The organism is Streptosporangium sp. G11 (assembly GCF_051192615.1).
Classification (GTDB): domain Bacteria; phylum Actinomycetota; class Actinomycetes; order Streptosporangiales; family Streptosporangiaceae; genus Streptosporangium.
In genome coordinates, this window is record NZ_JBPJUQ010000014.1 from 12,447 (window position 1) to 27,619 (window position 15,173).

Below are 15,173 nucleotides of genomic sequence, written 5' to 3' on the forward strand. Positions count from 1 at the left end.
CGCTACTCAAGTAGTCGTGAGACTGGCCTGGTGAAAGATGTCTGCGGGAAGGGTGAATGCCAGTTGCCAGAGGATCTGCATTGGCCGGTCACCTTCGGACGACACGTAGGTCATGGGTCCGGCGTAAAAGAACGGCGGAGCGCCGAGGGAGCCGTCCTCCTCTTTGGACTCACGGAGGAAGAGGTGCACGGTCGAACCGCCGTTGACATAGCGCTGACCGGTCGGCGACGAGGTCCGCGTGGTGCTCTGCGACTCCCAGTGGAAGAGCGTCGGACTGATTGCCCGATCGTTGTACATAGTGGTTGGTGAGAAGCCCTCGGTCTTGCGCAAGGTCACGAAGAAGGCATCGGCTCCGGCCTCAGGAATCCACTTCACCCCCTCGCGGACGTTGCCAGGGCGGTCGACACCAAAAGCTGCCAGTGCCTCGTTCTTGGAGTATCGAGCGTGCAAGCGCAGCGGCAGACCAGCGATCTCGCGAGTGACCCGATGCATGCGCCCTTCCAGGATCGACGACACAGCGCGTATTTCCTCGGCGCGATGAGGATGAGCGGCCAGTAGTTTCAGGACGGCGTTCCCTCCATCGAAGGACACGTTTCCACCGAGCAGAGCTACGTGCAGCATTGCGAGCAGACGGGGATCGACAGCGGCATCATCACCGCGGAGCTGAGCCAACCGCAAGGGATCGTCCACATGGAGGAGACGGCCAATGGCCCGGCCGAGCCTACGGTCGGTCTCCTCGTCGGCCACTGGACGGTTCTCGGCGCGGCGCCGCAGTTCAGACCAACCTCCCCTACCGGAACGATAAAGGTCTTCGAGCTCGTGACCTGTCTCTGCCAAGAATTCAGCGAGGGAGATCTCAGGCATCGAGCGGAGCTCAGCGATCAAGTCGTTCCACGAGAGACGGAGCGCGCGGCGTATGTTATCGAGGACCATCTCGGTTACTACGTTGTCGAGCTGGAGGTGACATCCAGCAGGAAGCGTGGGGTTGGCCAACGCTCCGGGAAGCTTACGCCGAGACACTCCCGTAAGGGCAGATAGCCGCAGGTCAAAGCGGAATTCGGCACGCTGATGTCCAACAAAATCCAGGGCAGTGAGACATGTCTTGTCCGGATCACGCCGTAGACCGCGACCGAGCTGCTGCAGAAAGACTGTGGCACTCTCTGTAGGGCGCAGGAAGAGAACGGTGTCCACCTCTGGGATGTCCACACCTTCGTTGAACAGGTCCACGGTGAACAGTACGTTGACCTCACGTTTCCTCAAACACTGCACGGCATGGCGGCGCTCATCGCGTGACGTTTCGCCAGTCACAGCCAAAGAGGGGATGCCGTGCTTGGTGAATTGATTAGCCATGAATTTGGCATGCTGCACGCTCACGCAGAAACCAAGGGCACGCATCTCGCCCGGGTGGGCAATCTTGTCTTGTACCGCTTGCAAAATGAGATGAACTCGGGCGTGGTTCCCGGTGTAGAGCTCATTGAGCGCCTTCTCGTCATAGTGTCCACGGCGCCAAGCCACATCAGCCAGTGATACGTCGTCGTGAATGCCGAAGTAGTGGAACGGGGCAAGAAGCTGCTGCTCAAGCGCCTGCCAGAGGCGCAACTCGTAGGCGATCCGCCCGTCAAAGAACGCTCCAACATTGATGCCGTCGGTTCGCTCAGGAGTAGCAGTCAAACCGAGGAGGTAACGCGGCTGAAGATGCTCTAGCAGCCGTCGATACGTAGGAGCCTCCGCATGGTGGAACTCATCCACAATCACCATGTCAAATCGGGCGGGATCTAGCTCATCGAGGTTGATGTTAGCCAACGACTGAATCGAAGCGAAGACATGCCGCCATTTCTTCGGCTGATTCCCGGCGACGAGCTTCTCTCCGAAATCCCCATCCCGGAGCGTCTGCCGGAAAGTGGCCTGGCTCTGGCTCAGGATGCTTTCGCGGTGAGCAACGAACAGCACACTGTCAACCTTCCCAGCAGCGACCAGTCGTCGATAGTCGAGCGCAGCAACCACGGTCTTGCCAGTGCCGGTCGCCATGACAACCAAGTTGTGCGTACGGCCATGCACCTCACGTTCGGCTTCCAGCTCTTCCAGCGCCTCGGCCTGATACCAGCGCGGGAGCACATCCAGCGTGGCAATCTCCAAAGGCAGTTCAGCTGGGGTTGACCCGCCTTCGCGCTTGAGCGCCTCAGTTAGCCGAGCTCCATCGCGAGCCGGATCGTAGCCTTCGAACGCCGGATCAGCCCAGTACTGCTCGAAGGTGGCGGTGAACGTCGAAAGCAGATGAGCCTGTTCGACCTGAGAGAGCCGCACGTTCCACTCCAGGCCGTCCAACTGCGCGGCCTTCGACAGGTTGGACGAGCCGACATAGGCAGTCGAGAATCCGGTGTTCCGGTGAAACATCCATGCCTTGGCGTGGAGCCTGGTGCTGAGCGTCTCGTAGGAGATTTTGACGGTGGCACCGAGGGCCACCAGGCGATCCAACGCGGTCCTGTCTGTGGCCCCGATGTATGTCGTGGTGATCACTCTGAGCTCACCACCCCTGGCGATGAACTCCTTGATCGGTCCTTCGATGAGACGCAGGCCGTACCACTTGATGAAGGCGCAGATCAGATCCACCCGGTCGGCGGTCGCGAACTCCCGCATGACTTCGGTACCGATACTCGGCTGGCCCCGCCCGTTCACAAGGAGAGCACTGGCAGATAGCGGGGTCTCGGGTCTGATCAACGGCTCTGGCCGCCCAGGAGCTCCCGACGGCTGCCGCACCTCGGTGAGCAGCTGCCCCGGCTGCGATACCCGTTCCCCTTCGTCATCAGTGTCGAGGAACGCTCTGATGATCACCTCGGCGACGTGATTCGCTCGGTCGATCTGCTGCTCGGGGGACTTGGCTGCACGTAATGCATGGCGAGTCAGGCCGGCAATATGCCGGACGAGATAGTCCTCTGCCTCCACGCCATCAACAGGCACAAGCTTCGTCAGCTCACCTGGAACCGCTTGCAACCGTCGGCTAAGAGCTTGGGTGACGAGTTGCTCGTAGACACCAGGCGTGAGATCACTCATAGCCCGGAACCCTAAGCCATAATCGCGATGTTTGTCCCATCGATGCATCTATCGTCCATCTAATGACACATACGCCGCTTTTCCGTTGGCCAATCAAACGGAACGCCTACACATCGCATGAGATCTCCGAACGCGGAAGGCCAACAGCAAAAAGCTAAGGACCGCATAGACAAACCTGCTGGTCAAAGGCGGCAAGCGAGGCCAGTGTCAGCCGCCGTGTCCAGCGTAACGAATCAGGCATACCTCCACTTCGGGACAACTGTGCGGATATCGTATGATCTTAGTGGGATCTGACGCGAGGTGTCTTTTCTTATTCATCATACGCAAGGACTATTTCAACACTTTCTTTATTCAGAAAAGAGGAGATAGCATGACCGCCAATACCATCCGCATAGGAATGAACGGCGAAGAAGCGGGAAAAGAACTGCAGTCTTTTTATAACTGGCTACGGAGTGACGAAGACATTCGGCAGCATGCACGAGTGTCTTTGCAATGGAGACCACCCCAAGAAAGCGAGATGGGCACCGCACTAGAAGCTATCGAACTAGTTCTAAACAATAGCTTCGAGGTAGCCAACCTCACATTAGCTTATCTTGCCTGGCGGTATACGCGCAGAGAAAAGCCCAAGGTGACATTCAAGCGTGGCGACCTTGAAATTACCGTCGAGAGAGACGATGAGGAGACCATGAAGAAAATAATTCAGTCCTTCAAAGAGGACTCCGAGTGAAGCTTCCCGACCCTCGCCTGTCACGCGCAGTCCTCATCGGAACAAGCAAATACAGCCTTGAGAATATGCCAGATTTACCGGCTGTAGCCAACAATCTAGCAGCATTAAAAGAGTCTCTCTGCGACCACAGAACCTGGGGGCTTCCACCGCAAAATTGCAAAGTTATTCCCGAGCCAACTAAGCACTCCGAGATGATCGATCCGATCGTAACAGCGGCAGAGGAAGCGACTGATACATTATTCGTTTATTTCGCAGGGCACGGGTTGGCCGACTCAGAAGCTGGAGAATTATATTTAACGCTCACTGACTCGGATAGCGATTTAAGGCGTGTTGCTTTCACGGCTGTTGCCTATGACCATATCCGGCGAGCAATAGTACATAGTAATGCGAAGCGGCGGGTAGTTATACTGGATTGCTGTTACAGCGGGTATGCCCTTGGCACTATGTCTGGCCATGAGAACAACATATCGGACCAGGCGAATATTGAAGGCACATGCGTAATAACTTCAGCCTCGAAAACAAAAAAATCCCTAGCACCTCCTGGAGAACTGTACACGAGCTTCACAGCCGAGCTTGTCGAGGTTTTCAAAAACGGGATCGAGGGTCACCCAAGGCGCCTATCACTAGACAAGATATTTAACCATATTCACCGAGCCCTGCAATCCAAAGCACGGCCATTACCGCAAATACTCAATCGCAACACAGCCGGACATTTAGAGCTCATCAATAATCGAGCCGTTATCCCTTCAGGATCGAATCCTCCCGGCTACGGGCCTGTCCCCGGCATTGAGATAGGAACAGAATTCCCCGATCGGAAAGCACTGCATGACGCGAAGGTTCACCGCCCTCTGCAAGCCGGGATTTGCGGAACTCAGCGTGCAGGAGGTGCAGAATCAATCTGCATATCAGGTGGCTACAAGGACGATCAAGACCACGGTGACCTCATCATCTACACAGGTCACGGCGGCAGGGACCCTGATACTAAGAAACAGATATCTAGCCAGCAAGCAAACGATCCAGGAAATGCCGCCTTGATCGCCAGCCAAATGAGCCGCTTGCCCGTCCGAGTAATTCGTGGGGCAGACGCAGGAACTGAATATTCTCCATCTAGCGGATACAGCTATGATGGCCTGTTTACCGTCGCCGACCACTGGTCCACGATAGGTTTAGATGGCTTTAGAATTTTACAGTTTCGCCTAGAAGCCCTGAACGACGAATCAGATGCAGAATATCCAAATGCAGAGAATCAACACTCCCAGCCGCACATTTCCCCCGATCGGTGGGAGCTAATTTCTCGCGGCATTTATCAAGATCGACAACTATCTGAGCGAATTAAAAAGATGTATAACAATGAGTGCCAGATCTGCGGTATAGCACTCGAAACGATTGGGGGACTAAGATATGCTGAGACTACCCATATTCGCGGCTTAGGCATCCCTCATAACGGCCCAGACACACTGAACAATATTCTATGCCTATGCCCAAATCACCGCACACTATTTGATCTTGGGGCAGTCACGATCGACGATAACTTCCAAGTCGTTGACGAGATAACCGGGGAGCTCATCGACGACCTCCGAGTAGCTCCGAAGCATCGTGTCGACCTCAATTTCATTAGGTATCATCGGGAATTACACAAAACGACACTCCCCCAGAGTGATCATCGCAAATCTCTCTAGCCGCTACCCAAGTCCCTCGCTTGTCGGCCAATTGACTTCGCGCCGCGAAGAGCTTAAATGTCTTTCGATTAATGACTTAGGTCTTCAAATAGTCCGCTCTTGACGCTGCTAAGAAATTTATGCCAATCATCGTTGGTAAAACTTAGCACCGGCCCATTCGGATCCTTACTGTCTCGTACAGCACAGCCTCCGCCGGGAAGGACCGCCGTCTCTACGCAGTTGTCCTGCTGAGCACTCTGGCTACTCTTGCGCCAGATGAGTCCTGAGGGGATTCGATCCACAGTCGTCGCCTCTATTCCTGCTGTAGCTGATCAGCCAGGGCAGCCACATAACGTACGGACTCCTCGACAGTCAGGGCTGCCGCCACTACGCGGTTAAAAGTGAGCGTATACGCCTGAATCTCCTCCGGTCGCTCCAGGAAGAGATTGTCTGTCGGTGTCTCCAAATAGACGATCGACGGATCCAGATCGCCCATGAAGTCCAAGATGACGAACCCGCTCCCCATCGCCGCATGTGCACCGATTGAGTCAGGCAGCACTTGGACAGCGATGTTCGATCGCATCGCCATGTCAGCAAGATGGCCGAGCTGTTCCGCCATGACCTTGGGACCACCGACCATCTTTCTCAGCGCGGCCTCGTCGATGACGGCCCAGATCTGCGGCGGGTTGTCACGGTTGAGGATTGCTTGCCGGGCCAGACGCGCCTCAACACGCCGCTGGACCGCGGTTTGATCGAGGACCTGTCCGGCCTGGAAGATCGCAGTGGCGTAATCAGCCGTTTGCAGCAGGCCGGGGATGGTCACGAGCTCGATGGTGCGGATCTGGGTCGCCTCTGCCTCGAAGCCGGGGAGGCTGCCACCAAACACGTCCTTGTACTTGGCCCACCAGCCCCTTTCCCGAGACTGTCGGGCAAGATCGAGTATCGCCTCATGCATGGCGGGGTCAACAACGTTGTAGAGGTCGAGCAGAAGCCGAATGTTACCGATATCAGGCAGAACCCACTTATTTTGCTCCATGTGGGTGAGGCGGCCACGCGACCATTCCAAGCGCCTGGCAACCTCATCGTGGGTGAGACCGGCTTGCTCACGTAGCCGGATGAGCTCGGCGCTCAGACGCCGCCGTTTGACGGTCGGACTACCGGTCATCTGCCCTCTTCTCACACGTTAAGTAAGCGAATCACGTAATCTGCCCGCCGAAACTAGACAATACCGGCGATGAAATTTTGGCCTTGAAAATTCTGTGGTCGGCCGCCACTATGTGAAGAGTATCCATCACGCAGAGTGATCTAGGTGTGACTCTCACCTAACGCACCTTTTGAAACTCTGAGAGAGCAGTCCCTCGGAGATGGCAGCCCAATGCGGGCCGGGAGAGCTCGGTTCGTCTGGTGCCATCACCAGGCTGAGGACGCTCCAGAAAACGGTTCTGCCAGACGAATGGCGTCGTCTGGCAGAACCTCGACCGCACACTGGAGGTGCGACCTGTGTCCAACCCTAATAGAACCCCCAAGATCATCCGGGTCCGCTGGCATGCCGAGCAGCCGCCCTCGCCCCTGGGCTGCCGCTGGTGTGGCCATCCCCCGTACGCGCACGACGCCGCCAGCCTGCCGCATCGGCCCGGGCATCTGTGGGAGCAGCCCACTGCAGCCCAGGTTCGCACCCGCATGACGGCCCGGCGTCGCCTCGGGCTCTGTGGTCGGCTGCCTTCGGCCGTGCCCCCAATGCCACCCGCGCACACCGTACCCACCACAGCGAACCCATTCACCACCGTGACCGCGCGCCCGACGAGTCGTCCCTTCGCGGGTTCTCCCGCGAGCAGGGGACGCCACGCGCGACCGGCCGCGATGGCCGCGCCGCCGTACGGACAGTCGCCGTACGGACGGGAGTCGCCGGGTGTACGGCCCTGGCCGGGCAGGCGCGAGTCGCACCGGAAAGGGGTCACGGCATGAGCCCGCCACCCGTCGGAGCGGCCGTCACAACAACGGCCGTCGCAACAACGGAAGACCTCTCCGACGAGCCCGAGAAGGACGACCTCGGCACGCTGGCGCTCCGGTTCGCGGACTGGTGTCTCTGGTACGGCAAGGCCACCGAACGCTGGTGGGCGCTCTCCCCCGCCTGGTGCCGGGAGCGCGTCGGCCTGGTCGAGGCCGACGCGCTCGCCGAACTGGCCGCGCGGATGCGACACATCGAGGACTTCCGTCCCCATCCCGTCCCCGACCAGCACGAATGGCCACGGCGTCCCCTCTCCGGGGCGGAGCGCCCGGCGACGACTCCGGAGCCGCGACCCGAAGGTCTCGGCGGGAGCATCGGGGACGCCGGAAGCGACGAGAGCACCGTGAGCGTCACGGGCAGGGGAGGTGACCGGAATGACCGCACGGCTTCTGTCCATACTCGTCGGCGTGTTCGCTGACCGCTTCCGTACGACGGCCGACGACCCCACGGGATCGGCCGCCACCATGTGGTCGCCGCACCTGGGCAGAATCCCCGGCTGGTCGACCATTCCGAGTCACACGCCCGTGATCTCCCAGCGCTTCCCGGCCACACGCGACCAGGTCAGGAACGCGCGGAACTTCGTCGCCGAGATCCTCGGTGACGACCACCCGCTCCGCGACAACGCCATGCTCCTCACCAGCGAACTCGCCACTAACGCCGTCGAACACTCCGGCAGGTCGATCGCCAAAGAAGCGATCGACGCCGAGCCCACCGACACGAAGCCGGCCGACGCTGAGCTGAGCGACATCGAAGCGGACGACATCGGCACGGCCGACACCGAACCGGACGACATCGAAGCGACCAACGTCGAAGCGAGCGGCGTCGGAGCGGCCGACATCAGAACGGACGACGGTGAGCCGATCGGCACCGAACCGGGTGACCGGCCCGGAGAGTTCGTCGTCACGGTGGCCTTCCTTCCCCATGGCGTGATCATCACTGTCCAGGACTCCGGTTTCACCCGGATCCCCTGCACCGGGAACCCCTCGCCGTACGCCTCCGGTGGCCGGGGACTCCTGCTCGTCAACGACCTCGCCAGCCGATGGGGCTTCCATCGCGACCCCACCGGAACCGTCATCTGGTTCGAGCTCACCTGACAGACCGGCGCGAGCACTCCCGGCCAACGCACTGATCTTGGGCGCAGACTCGGAGTCTGCCCCAAGGTCAGGCCCTTTCGGCAGAAGCGGTCGCCTGGACTTGGACAACGGTCCATGATGCTCACGCGCTGTTCACTCAGAGTGCTGATCCCCTATCGCTGAGGAGCCGACGATGACGCGGCGCGAGCGACGGCCTCGGTTGATGGTCCTGCCGCATCGGTCCCGTTACGGTGAGGCCATGAGTGCCAATGCGTTGGAGATTCGCCTCCGCGAGGGCGGGAGAACGGATTGATCTCGCGCGGTACACCGATACTCTCACCCAGGTCCAGCGTGCGCTGAACGAGATCGATCATGTCTTCGCCCAGCGGAAAACGGTCAGGCCCGCATGGATCGTGCACGATCTCGGCCATGACGACCAGGAGCTCGTCGTACGCCTGAGCGCCAGGGAGACTCCGCGCCGCGACCACGCTTCTCTGCTCGCCTCCATCGACGCGCTGGTCTCCAGGGTATCGATATCGAACACCTGGAGCCTCTCCCCAAAGACCAGGAAAGACTCGCACCGGTTGCGGAGCTGCTGGGGACCGCACCGGACTGGCTGGGCGGTCAAAACGTCGACGACCACATCCGGGGAGGTGAGGGGTGCCTAGCCTCCCCCGCGTGTATCCCGACGCCAACGTGTATCTCGACTTGATCACCCGTAGTGAGGACATCAACAAGGGCACGGGCGAGGAGCGGTGGCGCAGCGCCGCCGCGGTGTTCGAGGGAATCTTCGCCCGAGAGGTCGAGATGGTTGCCTCTCCTCTTGTCGAAGTCGAGGTCCTGTGCAACGGCAACGCACGCCTACGCCGGGAACGCTCCGAGAAGGTCCGCGAGCTGCTTCGAACGCGCCTCCCGACAGGGTAGGAAAAACCAGTGGATCCGGTTACGCCTGAGATGATCGAACACTACACGCGCTTCTTGAAAGATCTTGACGACCTGTCCACGGTGCAAGGCCTGATGAACACCGATTCGATGTTCTGGATGGTCGTACGGGGTCGTGACACGCCGCTGACGGTCACCGAGGTCGCGTGCCGGTTGGGCGCCGACCCCAGCACGATCGTTCCGCGCCTTCCGGTGGATTTGCCGGACACCGGCTATGTGGCGCTGGAGCAAAGCGAGCATGGCGTGATTCTCATAGCCAGCGTCGGCTTTTCGCCCACCACCCCGGAAGCGTGGGCCAGGCTGACCGAAAACGCTCAAGCGTGGGGTTTTTGGTGGTTGATCAACAATGCCAATGAGTTGTGCTACGGCGCCGACGGCGCTCTTGTCACCAGGCTGGACATCCTGCACCCCCAGCTGTCGGGATGCACCGGCCAGAACCCGCAGGGATTGGAGGCCTACCTGGGCGCACTCCGGACACTCGCCAAACGGAAGATGACCGACGACGAAACGGGCGTGCCGTACACCGATCAATATCGCGACTGGGAGACAGCCCTGGCGACCGTGGAAGCGATGAGCGGCGTACGCCTGGACCTCGACCGGCTCGTCCGGGAGCAGCAGTCGGTCTACGCCCCGGCGCTGGACTCATAGCTCAAGGGTGTTCGTCTCCGCCGAGCGGGGCGACGCCTCCGCTCCTTGACCGTCGCCGCCTGGCCGGTGTCACGTGATTTCAGCGTCTTCAGGCTCGTCCGGCGCCGTTGGCAGGCCGCGCCGGCCTCAACAGGTGCTGCCCCCTCGTGGTAAGGCCGGGGTCAGCCGTCGCCCCGGTCCAGCGCGTGGCGCAGGTAGAACTCGGGCTTGGCCAGGTAGCGGCGCCAGTGGTCGACCAGTTGGAGCTTGTCCCACTCGGTGGTGTGGATCCCGTGGTCGTCGAGTTCGAGGATCTGGGCGCCGGGCAGGCTGGCGAGGATCGGCGAGTGGGTGGCACAGATGATCTGACCGCCCTCGCCACGTACCCGGTCCATCAGGCTGAGCAGCCGCAGGCACGAGGTGAACGACAGGGCCGCCTCCGGCTCGTCCATCAGGTACAGGCCGGGGCCGGCCACCATCCGTTCGAGAACCGTGAAGAATCCCTCACCGTGTGACTGCTCGGTGAGATCCTCCGCCCAGTAGCCGTACAGGCCGGACACGTTGCGCCCCAGGTTGAACAGGGTTTCCGCGCGAAGGAAGAACCCGCGCCTCTTGAGCCGGGGACCGTGGATGAGCCGCAGCCCGAGTGAGGTCAGCTCGACGTCCAGGACCTCGCCGAGCGGGGTGGTCGCGGGTCCCCTGCTGGCGTACTTCGTCCCGGCCTTCCCTCCCTCGGAGTTGATCCGGCACACGTCGGCGACAGCCTCGACGATCGTGGACTTTCCCGAGCCGTTCTCTCCCACCAGGAACGTCACCGGGGCGGTCAGCTCGACGCCGTCGACCAGGTGCGCGACCGGGGACAAGATGAACGGCCACTCGCCAGGGTGGGGAGTGGGAATGCGCAGGTTTGTAATCAGCATCGCGGCCATTATCGCCGACCGCGCCGGAGTAGCCGCTTGGTGCGGGCGCGAACGGGATCGGGTACAGGCGCGGACGGAATCGGCGCCGGCCAGGACGAACGGCTCCCCAGGGATCAGCCGGTCGAGGGTGTGCGTGGTTTTGTCGGACGCTTGCGGCAGGCTACCCGCGACCGGCCGGAGTTGGATCTATCGAGGGACGCACATGGCGCGCATGCTCCGCAGCATCGACGACGAGGTCTACGTGGAGTACGGGATGTTCACCCTGGCGGGCACCGACGTCGGGGAGTGGAGCAGCCCGGAGGGCTACCACTTCATGGCGGATGTCCGGATGGAGGCGTGGGACGGTGAGCCGCCGAGTCCCGAAGGTCCCTGGACACCGGTCGACCAGGTGACCTTCGTGGCGGACAGCGGTGTCGTTCACCTGGCCCTGATGATGGACGGTCGTGGCCACGACTTCCTCATCGGGCCGCCGTGTTTCGAGTACGGCATGACGATGCACTTCGAGCCGCTCACCACGGGTGAAGACACGGACGACGAGACGGACGAGGATACGGACGGCCCCGAGGAGCGGTGGCTGCTGCGTTTCTGGCCGATCCGTGACGCGTTCGATCCGCTGGTGCACTCGCCGGCCATGTCGTACATCGTGCCGATGCCGAAAGAGTACGTCCCCTTGCCGCTTCCGCCCGAGATGCTGCCTCCGCCGCTCAGGCCCCGGTCGGTGCCCGTGCCCCTGACGGTCGCCCAGGACTGGGTCTCGATGCGGGTCGATCCTTCCCGGCCGACCTTCGAGGAGTGGCTGAGCCGGACGGAGGAGCGGCTCCGCGGGAAGGGCGTGACGATCCACGAGTGGCTGCGGGCGCGGGGCGTCGAGATCGAGGACGGGGCCGAGGTCACGCCGAAGAGCGTCATCCGTCCCGAGGATCGCCCTGGCCGGTTCGCCGATCCCCTCGTCGACCGTTACTACGCGCGGCAGGAGGCCATGGGATCCCTGCCGCACCGTTTCCCCGACTGGGAGCCGCATGAGCAGGAAGAGCGGCTGCGGGAGATGTCCGACGAGGAGCGCATCGCCGAGGAGTTGAATCCGGGGAACTCCCGGAGTTTCACCATGCCCTACGAAGGCAGGGGATTCCTGTCGCCGGGGACCAGCTGTCGCCTCTGGCGGTGGGAGGACGACATCATCGGCGGACAGCCGTTCGACGGCAGCCTCACCGTCGAGCGGCAGGTGCACGTCCGCTATCCGCACCGTCGCCAGATCTTCGTCTCGGGCATCGTGACCGTGCTCCGCCCTGAGCGCTACAACGGACGCGCCGACCACTACGTGGTCAGGGACGCCGAACCACACGAGGCGGCCCGCGTCCTGTGCTCCGAGGCCACCTGGCAGGACCGGCCGGAAGAAGAGCCCGGCCGGTAGTACGACCTGGCCGCCACCGGTGCCGCCCTGGACGTCGGCGAGTGTCGTACGAGCTCAGAGAGCAGGTTGGCGCTAACAGTCAAGGGGCGAGCGCTCACAGGCAATGACTCGTGCCTTCACCTCCCACAAACTGAGGCCGACACGAGGTAACACCGGCGGACCGCTCAACGGGGCCTCACCACCGATGTGCCCGGTGCCTTCCCGAAGGAGGGGCCGGTCGCATCGTCGGTGACTGCGGGACGGGGGATGCGTCGAACTCTCGCATCGGACTCTCGCATCGGATTCGTATGGCGCGGTCGCGGAGAACCCAGGAAAAGGGAAAATCATGAAAAAGCCGAGCTCTCGAACAGTCCGCTACCTGATGCTCACGGTCGCCCTTGTCGTATCGGTGTTCGCGCCGAATTCCGTGGCCTACGCCGACGACAAGCCGACCACCCCGCCCCTGGTCGCCCCGGTGAACCCCCCGTCCACCGCCTCCGCCGAGTCCGGCGGCGCGGCCGTGGCCGCCGTCGAATGCTGTGGCCTGGTGATCCGGTACAACAGCATCCAGAACCTGATCATCGCCAAGGACATCCGCAACTACAACGCGGGATACGGCGGCAACTGCGACATCTGGAACTGGAACGGCGGCAGCCAGACCTCCTGGGTGACGGCCGACAGCAACTGCCGCACGACAAGCATGAACGGGCACACGTACAGCTACAACGCCGGGTACAGCGACACCGACGCGTTCACCATCCAGTCCGAGCCGTACTGGCTGAGCATGCACGGCACCTGGCACCGGCTCGCCGCCAACGTCTACACCAAGATCAACGGGCTGGAGACGGCCAAGTGCTACCGCGAGTCCGACGGCGTGAACTGCTACGTCGTCTACTAGTGAACCGCTACGTCGTGCACTGACCTTGTGAGACGTTCCAGGTGCCCCCGGCCCGCCATGCGCGCCGGGGGCACCTGGCCGTTGAGGTGACCTCGCCGGAATCGTCATCCGGTTCGAACCCGTCCAACGCGCGACGCCTCAGAGAAGGACTCCCGTGAGCTTCTCGCTGAGCTCCCACAGCCGGGTCGCGGAGCGCGGGTCGATCGAGTAGGGCATGACGCCGAAGGCGAGGGACTTCCGGGTTCGCACCCGTTCCTCGGCCATGGCCACCGGGTCGTCGCCCTCGGGGACGAACGGGGCGATGTCGGAGTTCTCGCAGTAGACGCCGCCGTGCCCGTCGAGCCGCGGGCTGGTCGCGCACCACACGCTCGTCGCGGCGCCCTGCTGGGGGTTCTTCATGTTCCGCGACGGGTCGATGAGCGGCTCGCCATCCTCTCCGATCATGCCCATCCGCCGGAGGACGTCCGTGCCGGTGTGCCGTACGAGCGGGGTGAGGATCCTGCCCGGGTGCAGGGAGAACGCCCGGACGCCGTGGTCGCGTCCGCGTCGGTCGAGCTCCACGGCGAAGAGGTTGTTGGCCGTCTTCGACTGCCCGTACGCGCTCATCGGATCGTAGGGGCGGCGCTCGAAGTGCACGTCGTCCCAGATGATGTCGGACTGGCGGTGTCCCCACGACGAGACCGCGACGACCCTGGCGCCTCCGGCCCGCAGCAGCGCGGGCCAGAGCCGGAGCGTCAGCTGGAAGTGGCCGAGGTGGTTGGTCGCGAAGTGCGACTCGTAGCCCCGCGCGTCGTGCGAGAGCGGGACGGCCATGATCCCAGCACTGTTGATCAGCATGTGCAGCGGCCGGTCACCGTCGAGGAAGCGGTCGGCGAACGCGTCGACCGACGCGGGATCCTGGAGGTCCATCGGTTCGAGCCGGACGCCGTCGATGCCGGCGAGGGTCTCGGCCGCCTTCTCCCGGTTCCGTACGGGAACGACGACCGACGCTCCCGCCGCGCGCAGCGCGCGGACCGTCTCGACGCCGAGGCCGGAGTAGCCGCCCGTGACGATCGCGGTCCTGCCGGTGAGGTCGACGCCGGCGAGGATCTCGCCCGCGGTCGTCGCGGGGCCGTACCCCGTGCCGAGCGGGACCTGGGGTGTGGGTGTGGTCATGCGATCCCCTCCGAGACGTCGAGGTCCGTACGACCGAGCTTGATGTGGCGCATGGGTTCTCCTACGATGACCCAACGAAACGGAGAACTCTCCGCTTTGATGGGATCGACGTTATCGGAGGACCCTCCGCTTAGCAAACGCGCCGTGTCCCCCGGAGGCACCTTGGCCGGTCCGGCTACGTGCTTGAGCCGCACGCGGTCGGCTCAAGCACGGTCCGGCGAGGCGTCGAACACGGCCGCCGTACGGGATTCCGTGAACGAGACCTACGCCCCGATCCGGCCGCGGTCGGCGTGCTGCCGCGGGGGGCGTGAGGGAGCGGACGCCGACGCCGGTCAGGTTTTCGGCCTCAGCAGGTGATAGCGCAGCCGTGCGTAGCCGTATCCGTCGGGGAGAGCGAGCTGCGCCACTTTCGGCGAGACCCAGGAGACCACACCGTCGTCATCGCTCTCCTGGAAATTGATCTTCACCCAGGCGTGGGTGTCGCCCAGCGCGACCACCGTCCCCTCCCCGAAGTGGAGCCGGGCATTGATGGCCCCCATGTCCACCACCCAATGCTCGGTGTCGAGGTCGGCGACGGCGTAGACGGTCTGCTCCGAGATGGCGAGTCCCTTCGGATACTCCTCGAACAGCTCACCATCTCCGGTGGTGGCCTCGGACCACACGACGACGGTGCCGACCTTCAGCCCCGCACCGACCACCGCGGGAGGCCAGGACCCGGCGGACT

The 15,173-nt window shown here is 62.4% G+C and carries 15 protein-coding genes; 9 read left to right on the forward strand and 6 right to left on the reverse strand.

The features are described 5' to 3' along the window. Nucleotides 1–6 precede the first annotated feature (6 nt). Nucleotides 7–3,051 carry a DUF3427 domain-containing protein gene (locus ACSDR0_RS16160; RefSeq protein ID WP_435289618.1) on the reverse strand — a complete coding sequence of 1,015 codons (3,045 nt, stop codon included), beginning with the start codon at nucleotides 3,049–3,051 and terminating at the stop codon, nucleotides 7–9. 370 nt (nucleotides 3,052–3,421) lie between these two features. Between ACSDR0_RS16160 and ACSDR0_RS16165 the strand changes: the two genes are divergently transcribed. Together ACSDR0_RS16165 and ACSDR0_RS16170 are read left to right on the forward strand one after the other, a co-directional pair. Next, nucleotides 3,422–3,778 carry an effector-associated constant component EACC1 gene (locus ACSDR0_RS16165; protein ID WP_435289619.1) on the forward strand — a complete coding sequence of 119 codons (357 nt, stop codon included), beginning with the start codon at nucleotides 3,422–3,424 and terminating at the stop codon, nucleotides 3,776–3,778. After that, nucleotides 3,775–5,457, forward strand: a complete 1,683-nt coding sequence (locus tag ACSDR0_RS16170) for a caspase, EACC1-associated type (RefSeq protein WP_435289620.1) — start codon at nucleotides 3,775–3,777, stop codon at nucleotides 5,455–5,457. Before ACSDR0_RS16165 ends, ACSDR0_RS16170 begins: the two co-directional genes overlap by 4 nt. Before the next feature lie 68 nt (nucleotides 5,458–5,525). On the opposite strand, the gene ACSDR0_RS16175 is transcribed toward ACSDR0_RS16170, so the two are convergent. Beyond that, nucleotides 5,526–5,738 (reverse strand): DUF397 domain-containing protein, encoded by a 213-nt coding sequence (locus tag ACSDR0_RS16175; protein WP_435289621.1) that lies wholly within the window; start codon nucleotides 5,736–5,738, stop codon nucleotides 5,526–5,528. A gap of 11 nt (nucleotides 5,739–5,749) precedes the next feature. Next, nucleotides 5,750–6,601: a helix-turn-helix domain-containing protein gene (locus ACSDR0_RS16180; RefSeq protein WP_435289622.1), complete on the reverse strand. Its 852-nt coding sequence runs from the start codon at nucleotides 6,599–6,601 to the stop codon at nucleotides 5,750–5,752. A 796-nt stretch (nucleotides 6,602–7,397) separates the two neighbouring features. Here ACSDR0_RS16180 and ACSDR0_RS16185 point away from each other — a divergent pair. From ACSDR0_RS16185 to ACSDR0_RS16205, 5 genes are all read left to right on the forward strand, one after another. Further along, on the forward strand, nucleotides 7,398–7,862 hold the full coding sequence (locus ACSDR0_RS16185) for a hypothetical protein (RefSeq protein WP_435289623.1): 465 nt from the start codon (nucleotides 7,398–7,400) through the stop codon (nucleotides 7,860–7,862). Further along, nucleotides 7,819–8,538: an ATP-binding protein gene (locus tag ACSDR0_RS16190; RefSeq protein WP_435289624.1), complete on the forward strand. Its 720-nt coding sequence runs from the start codon at nucleotides 7,819–7,821 to the stop codon at nucleotides 8,536–8,538. Before ACSDR0_RS16185 ends, ACSDR0_RS16190 begins: the two co-directional genes overlap by 44 nt. A 248-nt stretch (nucleotides 8,539–8,786) precedes the next feature. Next, nucleotides 8,787–9,185 (forward strand): hypothetical protein, encoded by a 399-nt coding sequence (locus tag ACSDR0_RS16195; protein ID WP_435289625.1) that lies wholly within the window; start codon nucleotides 8,787–8,789, stop codon nucleotides 9,183–9,185. Between the two features lie 10 nt (nucleotides 9,186–9,195). Further along, entirely contained in the window at nucleotides 9,196–9,441 is a 246-nt protein-coding gene (locus ACSDR0_RS16200; protein WP_435289626.1) for a hypothetical protein, read from the forward strand. A gap of 9 nt (nucleotides 9,442–9,450) precedes the next feature. Then, complete coding sequence (locus tag ACSDR0_RS16205; protein ID WP_435289627.1) at nucleotides 9,451–10,107, forward strand: hypothetical protein; 657 nt, start codon at nucleotides 9,451–9,453, stop codon at nucleotides 10,105–10,107. Nucleotides 10,108–10,268: 161 nt separating this feature from the next. On the opposite strand, the gene ACSDR0_RS16210 is transcribed toward ACSDR0_RS16205, so the two are convergent. Continuing rightward, entirely contained in the window at nucleotides 10,269–11,006 is a 738-nt protein-coding gene (locus ACSDR0_RS16210; RefSeq protein WP_435289628.1) for an AAA family ATPase, read from the reverse strand. A gap of 202 nt (nucleotides 11,007–11,208) precedes the next feature. Here ACSDR0_RS16210 and ACSDR0_RS16215 point away from each other — a divergent pair, with 202 nt between their 5' ends. Next, nucleotides 11,209–12,417: a hypothetical protein gene (locus ACSDR0_RS16215; protein ID WP_435289629.1), complete on the forward strand. Its 1,209-nt coding sequence runs from the start codon at nucleotides 11,209–11,211 to the stop codon at nucleotides 12,415–12,417. A gap of 325 nt (nucleotides 12,418–12,742) precedes the next feature. Further along, nucleotides 12,743–13,294, forward strand: a complete 552-nt coding sequence (locus ACSDR0_RS16220) for a hypothetical protein (RefSeq protein ID WP_435289630.1) — start codon at nucleotides 12,743–12,745, stop codon at nucleotides 13,292–13,294. Between the two features lie 138 nt (nucleotides 13,295–13,432). Here the strand turns inward: ACSDR0_RS16220 and ACSDR0_RS16225 are convergent, their stop codons facing one another. Continuing rightward, nucleotides 13,433–14,449, reverse strand: a complete 1,017-nt coding sequence (locus tag ACSDR0_RS16225) for an oxidoreductase (protein ID WP_435289631.1) — start codon at nucleotides 14,447–14,449, stop codon at nucleotides 13,433–13,435. 332 nt (nucleotides 14,450–14,781) lie between these two features. Next, nucleotides 14,782–15,147: a hypothetical protein gene (locus tag ACSDR0_RS16230; RefSeq protein WP_435289632.1), complete on the reverse strand. Its 366-nt coding sequence runs from the start codon at nucleotides 15,145–15,147 to the stop codon at nucleotides 14,782–14,784. Nucleotides 15,148–15,173: the final 26 nt, after the last annotated feature.

What these genes read in the sequence shown, in the direction of transcription:
- ACSDR0_RS16225 (WP_435289631.1), bottom strand. Translation starts at nt 14,449, where the DNA reads ATGACCACACCCACACCCCAGGTCCCGCTCGGCACGGGGTACGGCCCC.
- ACSDR0_RS16180 (WP_435289622.1), bottom strand. Translation starts at nt 6,601, where the DNA reads ATGACCGGTAGTCCGACCGTCAAACGGCGGCGTCTGAGCGCCGAGCTC.
- ACSDR0_RS16165 (WP_435289619.1), top strand. Translation starts at nt 3,422, where the DNA reads ATGACCGCCAATACCATCCGCATAGGAATGAACGGCGAAGAAGCGGGA.
- ACSDR0_RS16190 (WP_435289624.1), top strand. Translation starts at nt 7,819, where the DNA reads ATGACCGCACGGCTTCTGTCCATACTCGTCGGCGTGTTCGCTGACCGC.
- ACSDR0_RS16185 (WP_435289623.1), top strand. Translation starts at nt 7,398, where the DNA reads ATGAGCCCGCCACCCGTCGGAGCGGCCGTCACAACAACGGCCGTCGCA.
- ACSDR0_RS16195 (WP_435289625.1), top strand. Translation starts at nt 8,787, where the DNA reads ATGCGTTGGAGATTCGCCTCCGCGAGGGCGGGAGAACGGATTGATCTC.
- ACSDR0_RS16220 (WP_435289630.1), top strand. Translation starts at nt 12,743, where the DNA reads ATGAAAAAGCCGAGCTCTCGAACAGTCCGCTACCTGATGCTCACGGTC.
- ACSDR0_RS16215 (WP_435289629.1), top strand. Translation starts at nt 11,209, where the DNA reads ATGGCGCGCATGCTCCGCAGCATCGACGACGAGGTCTACGTGGAGTAC.
- ACSDR0_RS16160 (WP_435289618.1), bottom strand. Translation starts at nt 3,051, where the DNA reads ATGAGTGATCTCACGCCTGGTGTCTACGAGCAACTCGTCACCCAAGCT.
- ACSDR0_RS16210 (WP_435289628.1), bottom strand. Translation starts at nt 11,006, where the DNA reads ATGCTGATTACAAACCTGCGCATTCCCACTCCCCACCCTGGCGAGTGG.